Here is a 7,605-nt window from a genome sequence, read left to right as displayed (position 1 = left end):
GACCAAACGAACGCGTACCCTCCCGCGTACCCATTCTGTAAGAAAGATAAAGAATGCATGCTGCGCAGTTAGTTAAGGTGCTTATCGACGATTAGGTTCAGAATATTGAGTGACGTGTCTACTAGTATTCTAGTTGACAACCTACCGGGCGGCGCCTAGCATCTACTAAAGTCATAGTAGATGGGCGCCTTGCCATGAAGATCGCGCTGACCGATCGAGAAGCAGACGTAATGCAGGTGCTGTGGGACCACGGTCCCTCGGTCGTCGCGGAAGTCCGCGAGCGACTGGGCGATCCGCTTGCCTATACCACCGTGCTTACTGTGCTCCGGACGCTGGAAACCAAGGGGTATGTCGGGCACGAAGAGGAAGGCCGCGGTCATCGTTATTTCGCCAGCGTGAAGCAGCAGGCCGCACGCAAGAACGCCCTCCAGCATCTGACCGACAAACTGTTCAAGGGCTCGGCAGAACTGCTCTTCACGCACCTGGTGTCCGATCAGAAGCTGAGCGAGGAGCAGATCAAGCGCATGCGTCAGCTGCTTGCCGAGCAATCGGACAAGGAGAAGCCGTAATGCTGTCGATGATCGGTTATGTGCTGATCGTCGGCACCATCCTCAGCCTCGCGGCGCTGCTGGCCGAACAAGCGGCAAAGCAACGGCGGACGGCTAAGCGCTGGATATGGCTGATCGCCATGCTGGCATCGCTGTCGTTGCCGTTGATCGTGCCCAACGTCACCGTCCAGGTGCCGAACCTGATCCATCAGGCGAGTGTCCAGGGGCCGATGGCGCTGCGCGAGGCAACCTCGGTGCACCTACCGATGGCCATATTCGATCTTGGTATGCAGAACACCGACGTCACATCAGGTCGTTACGAGACGGTGTTTCACGAGGTATGGCTGGCCATGTCGATGTGTGTCCTGGCTGGCCTGTTACTCAGCGGTGGCCTGGTCTACTGGCGTAAGCGCCGGTGGATGCACGGTACCCTCTGCGGTGCACCGGTACTGGTGGCGCCCGACGTAGGACCCGCCGTCGTCGGCTTGCTGCGTCCCTGCATCGTCATTCCGGCCTGGCTGTTGCAGGAATCCGCCGCGCGGCAGCGCCATGTGCTCGCGCACGAACAGTCCCATCTCGATGCCGCCGATCCGCAGGTGTTGACCATCGCGCTTTGCCTGCTGGTCGCCATGCCGTGGAACCTGCCGCTCTGGTGGCAGTTTCGTCGACTTCGTCGCGCCATCGAAGTGGATTGCGACGCACGTGTCCTGAGTCGGGGCGCAACCGTGACGGACTACTGCGACACCTTGATTCAGGTGGGGCAGAACCCGTCCCGTTCCATCGGTGCCGTGGCCGCCATGTCGGAGTCCAAATCATTTCTCGAACAGAGGATCAGGATCATGTTGCTCAAACCTGGAAAGCGGGCGCGCGTGGCCGCGTTGGCGATGATCGGCTTGTCGGCGTGCATGGTGGCCTTCGCAGCACAAGTCACTCCGCCCAATGGCGCCGGGGCCTCGACACCGCAGGTGGCGACCGTGAGCCCCGCCGTGCTTGCCAACTACGTGGGGCAGTATCGATTCGGTCCCTATTCGGTGATGACAGTGAAGCTGGAAGGCTCGCAGCTATCCGCACAACTCACCGGGCAGCGATTCATTGCCATCTACCCGAGCAGCAGCGAGACGTTTTTTATGAGCGTGGTCGACGCCCACATGACGTTCGTGGTGAATGCCCAGGGCCAGAGCACGGCGATGGAGTTCTTCCAGAGCGGCCGTCATGTCACGGCGCCGCGCATCGATGCAGCGATGGCACAGGGTATCAAGAACGCACTCGACGCTCGCATGAGCGCTCAGAAGCCGTACCCAGGCAGCGAACAAGCCCTGGACGTGGTGCTCTCACAGGATCCGGACGCGCCGCAACTCAGCCCGGGTCTGGCGGCGCTCGTCCGCGCCCAGAAACCCGCGGCTGAAGCATTCCTTGGCCAACTTGGTCCCGTCACGTCACACGAGTTCATCGGCGTCACGCCGCAGGGATGGGACAAGTACCTGGTTCACCATGCGAACGGCACCGAGGAGGTCGGCTTCGTGCTCGACGACAAGGGGACCATCATGGGTGCCTTCCGCCGTCCGTAGTCACACACTCAGATATCGCTAGCTTCGAACGTGATCACGTGGCGGCCGGGTGCCAGGGCATACGTGCCGTCGGCGCCACGCGTCCCGGCGGCACCGTCGATAGTTACCGATGCACCAGCACGCATGCCATCCATATCCAGCACGACCGGCATGCGCACCGGCGATGTCACCTCGAGCTCCAGTCCGGCGGGAACGTGCTTCCAATCCACTGACACCTCGCCCCGTGGCGTCGGCACCGTGCCCTTTGCCCATTCAAGGCCGGCGAGATGGGGCGCAACACGTACCACGGCGTAACCCGGTTGTTCGGGAGTCACGCCCAGGATGCGTGAAGACATCTGGACCAGGGGTGAGCCGCCCCAGGTGTGACTCCAGTCGCCGTCGAACCACATTTCCCGGAAGGTCCCCGTCTGTGGGTTGAGGTGCCACTGCTGCATCTGGCTCCAGGCGGCGCGGTCCCAGAGACCCGTCGCCGCTTCGGCATCAAACGCGAAGCTCATGAAATACGGCTGTACGTTCAGGCGTGGGCGGGATAACAGTCGTTCCATGATCGCCTTGCCGCGTGCCTTTGGCGCGAGGCCATACAGGACAGCGAAAATGTTCACCTGATCGGTATGCGTCTCGATGTCGCGATCCGCCGGGAGGTAGTGTACGAGCGGCTGATGATTCCTGAAGGGCCGGCCGTCACGGTACAGGCCGGCTTTCTCGTCCCATAGCTCGCGGTTGAACGTGGAGGCGAGAGACGCGGCCTCATCCCGATATCGCTTTGCCGTCGTCGCGTCGCCCGATAACGAGGCGATCGTCGCAGCATCTTCCAGGCCCCGGTAATACAGCGCGGAGAAATAGCCTTCGCCGATCACCGCTGGCGGGTGGTGAAGGTTGTAACCGTCGACCTTGATCCAGTCCATGAACATGTAGTTCGGCGCCTCGGACATCAGGCCATCTGTACCGAGGTACGTCCTCAGATGGGCGAGCAGCCGGTCGACGCTGGGTGCAAGCTCCTTCACCAGCGCCGTGTCGCCGGTCTGCTGGTAGTAGTGGACAAGCATCTGCACCCAGAACAGCGGGTAGCTGGCGTGGAACGTCACCTCGTTGTTCTGATCCAGTAGGGCCGCGAACTGCCGCAGGTTCTGCGCAGCCATCCAGGGATCGCCAAAGGCGTAGTCGTTCTCTTGCGACGCGATGAGGTAGTCGCCGGGGTCGCCGATGGGTTCCTGGTGGTTCGGCGAGTCCAGGTAGCGATCCTGCATGGAGATCTGCGTCTGCCAACGGGCGGCCTTCCACAGCGCGTTGAGGTGATCGTCGCTGCTCTCGAACGAACCGCGGTAAACGACCGGTTGCGATGTAAACACGGCGTCGAGCGAAGTGAAGTGCACCGGCTTTGTCGCATGCCGTACCTGCACCTCGACTTCCGAAAACGAGTCGTAGCCAGGGCTTTCCCAGCGCGTCTGTCCGTCGCGCAGCGTTATCTGCAGCGGTCGCGCAGGCGCCTCCTGCTCGCGAGTTTCCTTGGGTACGAGCGTGACGATCGTCCCGGCGGCGCCTTCGACCCGCATCGACAGGTAAGCGCTGATCACGCGCCCGAAGTGGATCGTGAACGTCGAATCGCCGTGCGTGGTGATGTCGTGGCTGGCGCCCAGCGTGGTGGCGGGCCACACGGCTTCCATGCGGGTGGGTATGCGGCTCGCATGAAGCACACCCCATATCGAGTCGATCGGTACCGCGGCTGTCCAGGCGTGTCGTCCGCTGGAGCGGCGCCAGTCCGCTGGCTCGAGCGAGGCGTCATACCGAAGTCCCTCCGTGGCCCGGAGCGCACTCAATGGGCCATCGCTGTACGCGTGCGTCGCGATGGCTGTCCAGCCTTCCGGGCCCGCAATCACAGTACGGCGACCATCGGAGTAGGTGAGTTCGGTCTCGAACGCCAGTCCGGTTTTGCCAAGCGAAAATGCCGACGAGGAGGATACGTTGACCACCTCGACGGCAACCACGTTGCTACCGGGGTGGAGATAGGGCGCGAGATCCACGGTGTCGTAGAGCCACTGATGCGTCCATCGTCCCGTCTCGCCGACATCCGAGCCCGCATCGTCGGGACCGCGGGCGACGAGCAGGCCATTGACCCATAAGCGGTAGCTGCGGTCGGCGGAGATGCGCGTCGTGGCGGCCTTCAGCGCACCCGTAGCGGATACGAGCACGTCTCGCTTCAGGAGTACGGTACTCGAGGCATTCGAGGCCGCTGCGGTAAACCATTGCGGCTGCCACGCCACATCGTTCGTCGTGGGGCCGAAATTCGTGTCGGACGCCTGCACGCCATGCGTATCGACGATGGTGCGACCCCTCCATGACGCAACGGGGCCGGCACTATCGATCGGCGTGGTCGCCGACGCGGCTGCGGCGGTTCCGGAGAACAGTAGGAGGACGAAGCACAACGATGCTTTCATGGTTCGCTTTGAGAGAGATGCGAAAACGCAGGCTATCTCAAAACGCTTGGATCGATCTAAATCTAGTCGAAGTGCTTGATGAAGCCCACCTTGAAGCCGCCCGGAAGCACGCTGAGGATGAAGGGCGAATTCCGGCGGGAGGCCCAGATGCCGAAGCCGGTGCCGATCGCCGCGCCCGCGAGTACGTCGGTCTGCCAGTGACCCCGGGTCTTCATGCGCGCGACCATGTCATAGGCGGGCAGCAGGGCCAGGGCATAGACCATCGGGTGGTCCTCGCCATAGCGGACGATGAAGGGTGTGACGGCCGCCGAGATGAGGGTCACTTCCCCGCTGGGAAAGCTGTTGTTCTTCCTCCCACTGGAGAAGAACTTGTCCGGATCGTCCGTCTCGGATGGGCGTTGCCGCCGGAAGCCCAGCTTGAGCACATCCGTCGTGGCGCTGGCCAGGACCACCGAATCCACCGAACGCCAGAGCGTGTCGCCGAAGTCGTCGTTATCGCCCAGCAGCAGGGCGCCGCCGAAGACGGTCACGGCGGTCGCGCCGGCGAGGAGCTTCTGGTTGCTGCGCTTCCAGATACCACTGTTGTCGTAGTGGAGACGATGATCGATGCCGAGCGGTCCGCCGCCGGCCGTCGCCGAGGCCGACACGGTYAGCGCCAACAGGCATGCCCAGGTTCGTAGTGCCATCACCCCGTCTCCCTCACGGCGGCGGCCGGCATGCCGCCATCGTTCGAGATTAGGACCACAACCTTACGGCCGGCTGATCTTCCCGGCTAATATCGGGCCATGACCACTTCATCGTCCTACCCCATCGGCAGTCCGGGCCAGCCCTGGGCGGCATCGGAAGTCGCCCAATGGCGCGCTCGCCAGGTGAAGAGCCGCAGCTACGCGGCCGACGTTCTGCCTGCCATCGACGCGCTGCGCGAGCGCTTCGACGTGACCGACTACAGCCTGCTCGACTATGTCGAGGGGCGCTACCCCCTGCTGGCGCTCCGCAACCGCGGCTGGTGCGACGACCTCCCGGTGCTGCTCGTGACCGGTGGCGTGCACGGCTATGAAACAAGTGGCGTCGAAGGCGCGCTTCAGTTCGTCCGCGACCACGCCGAGGACTATGCCGGTCGTGCAAACCTGCTCGTCGCGCCCTGCATCAGCCCCTGGGCCTACGAGCGCATCCAGCGCTGGAATCCGGACGCGATCGATCCGAATCGCAACTTCCGCGAAGACAGCCCGGCGGCGGAGTCGGCGGCGTTGGTGGCCTTGCTGGCTCCGTTAGCTGACCGGATCCTCGTGCACATCGATCTGCACGAAACCACCGATTCGGACGAGTCGGAGTTTCGTCCGGCGGTGGCCGCGCGCGACGGCAAGGACTATGAGCCTGGCGAGATTCCGGACGGTTTTTACCTCGTCGACGATTCCTTCAATCGCCAGCCGGAATTCCAGGAAGCGATCATCGAAGCCGTTGCCAAGGTGACGCACATCGCGCCGGCTGACGAACACGGCGAGATCATCGGATCCCCTGTGGTCGCGGACGGCGTCATCGAATACGACGTGAAGAAGCTTGGTCTGTGCGCGGGTATCACCAATGCGCGCTACGTCACCACCACCGAGGTCTACCCGGACAGCCCGCGTGCGACTCCGCAGCAGTGCAACGACGCGCAGGTAGCGGCCGTGCGAGCCGCATTCGACTACGCCCTGGCCTATCCGGACGACTGAGATGCTTAGTCGGTACCGGTGACGACCGGTGGTCGCCGGTTGGCTGCGCCATGTCTTGCCCGGGGAGCCACGGCGATGTCCGGGCCGCGCCTGCGAGAGGTAGGGAGCCTGGCATAGCCTGGCAGTACGTCGTGCTCGATCCGGCGGAGAAGATCGCTGCCATGCCGAGTGAAGGCCCCAGCGCCCATGTTGCGTTCCACATACGCCCTGGCGTTGTCGCCGAAGGTGGCCAGTCTTTCGGGGTTCGCGGCAAATTCCCGTATGGCCGCAGCAAGGTCGCCGACAATGTTGCCTTCGATGAGTACGCCGGTCACGCCGGGCTGGACGCTACGGCGCATTTCGCCCACCGGTGTGGCGACGATCGGAAGTCCCGCCGCCATGGCTTCATGGGCGGCGATGCACATCCCTTCATAAGACGACGGCTGGACGTAGAGATGCAGTCCGCGCAGATAGGCGGGGACGTCGGACACCCAGCCCATGAGCGTGACCTTGTGCTGTAAGCCAAGCGACTGGATCAGGCTCTGCAACTCGTCGCGCAGCGGCCCGTCACCCGCGATCGATACCTCGATGCACGCGTACGTCTCCGGGTCCTCCTTACGAAGTCGGTCGATGGCGCGAATGAGCAGGTCGTAGTTCTTCTGGGGATGCAGGCGACCGGAGCTGCCGATACGTAGCGGTCCAACGCCGTTCCAGCGGGGCGGGGGTGTTTCGGCGAACGTCGGATTGAATAACGGCCAGGTGGCGATCCTGCCGGGTTCGACGCCCATGGACTCTTTCAGGTAATGCGCGACGTCCTGGGAGTCGGCGATCCACAAGTGACTGCGTTGCTGCGACCGGCGAATGTACCCTTTCGCGTCCGCGCTGTGCTTCCAGCTGACGACGGGAATGCCGAACATCGATCCGACGAGCTGGCCCACACGCGTGGCCCGGCTCAGCGATGTCCAGATCAGATCGGGCGGGGACGCGCGAACGGCCTTCGCATAGCGATACATGCTGGCAAGCTTGGACGCCGGTCGGTCGGACATCAGCGTGTACGGTACGCCCGCTTCGATCAGTCGCGGTTCTGCCATGCGGTCGCGAGGTTCGCAGGCAAACACGTGGAATTCGTGCCCAAGATCCCGGATCACCTTGGCGATGTCGGGGATGATGAACTCGGCGCCGCCGCTTTCGAGGCTGGTAACAACGTAGTGAATTCGCATGATGCGTCCGCGATACTTCTTGGTTGATGTAGCGCAGGCCGATCGTACGTCGTCGTGCCTGAGCGSAGCCTTTGCTGCCTACGACTTTCGTTACCTGCCGCTTGCGAGTGGGAAAGTAGACTGACTTGGTTTCGCGCAGGTTT

6 protein-coding genes are annotated in these 7,605 nt (G+C 63.1%); 3 read left to right on the top strand and 3 right to left on the bottom strand.

All coding sequences use genetic code 11. The annotated features are described in order from the left end of the window. The first annotated feature begins 194 nt into the window (after positions 1-194). A complete protein-coding gene (locus AC1DYM_RS22615; protein ID WP_477342242.1) occupies positions 195-569 on the top strand; it encodes a BlaI/MecI/CopY family transcriptional regulator in 375 nt (124 codons plus the stop codon). After that, positions 569-2,116 carry a M56 family metallopeptidase gene (locus AC1DYM_RS22610; RefSeq protein ID WP_477342240.1) on the top strand — a complete coding sequence of 516 codons (1,548 nt, stop codon included), beginning with the start codon at positions 569-571 and terminating at the stop codon, positions 2,114-2,116. The genes AC1DYM_RS22615 and AC1DYM_RS22610 overlap by 1 nt, the downstream gene beginning before the upstream one ends. Before the next feature lie 8 nt (positions 2,117-2,124). Here the strand turns inward: AC1DYM_RS22610 and AC1DYM_RS22605 are convergent, their stop codons facing one another. Both AC1DYM_RS22605 and AC1DYM_RS22600 read right to left on the bottom strand, forming a co-directional pair. Further along, positions 2,125-4,551, bottom strand: a complete 2,427-nt coding sequence (locus AC1DYM_RS22605) for an alpha-L-rhamnosidase-related protein (protein ID WP_477342239.1) — start codon at positions 4,549-4,551, stop codon at positions 2,125-2,127. Positions 4,552-4,613: 62 nt separating this feature from the next. Continuing rightward, positions 4,614-5,237, bottom strand: coding sequence for a phosphatase PAP2 family protein (locus AC1DYM_RS22600; protein ID WP_477342237.1), 624 nt, complete (start codon positions 5,235-5,237; stop codon positions 4,614-4,616). A gap of 99 nt (positions 5,238-5,336) precedes the next feature. Between AC1DYM_RS22600 and AC1DYM_RS22595 the strand changes: the two genes are divergently transcribed. Next, positions 5,337-6,263 carry a M14 family metallopeptidase gene (locus AC1DYM_RS22595; protein WP_477342234.1) on the top strand — a complete coding sequence of 309 codons (927 nt, stop codon included), beginning with the start codon at positions 5,337-5,339 and terminating at the stop codon, positions 6,261-6,263. A gap of 5 nt (positions 6,264-6,268) precedes the next feature. On the opposite strand, the gene AC1DYM_RS22590 is transcribed toward AC1DYM_RS22595, so the two are convergent. Beyond that, on the bottom strand, positions 6,269-7,462 hold the full coding sequence (locus AC1DYM_RS22590) for a glycosyltransferase (protein WP_477342232.1): 1,194 nt from the start codon (positions 7,460-7,462) through the stop codon (positions 6,269-6,271). Between the last annotated feature and the right edge of the window lie 143 nt (positions 7,463-7,605).

The sequence above is a fragment of the Luteibacter sp. P1_D3 genome (assembly GCF_056406135.1).
This window is presented reverse-complemented; position numbering and strand designations above follow the sequence as displayed.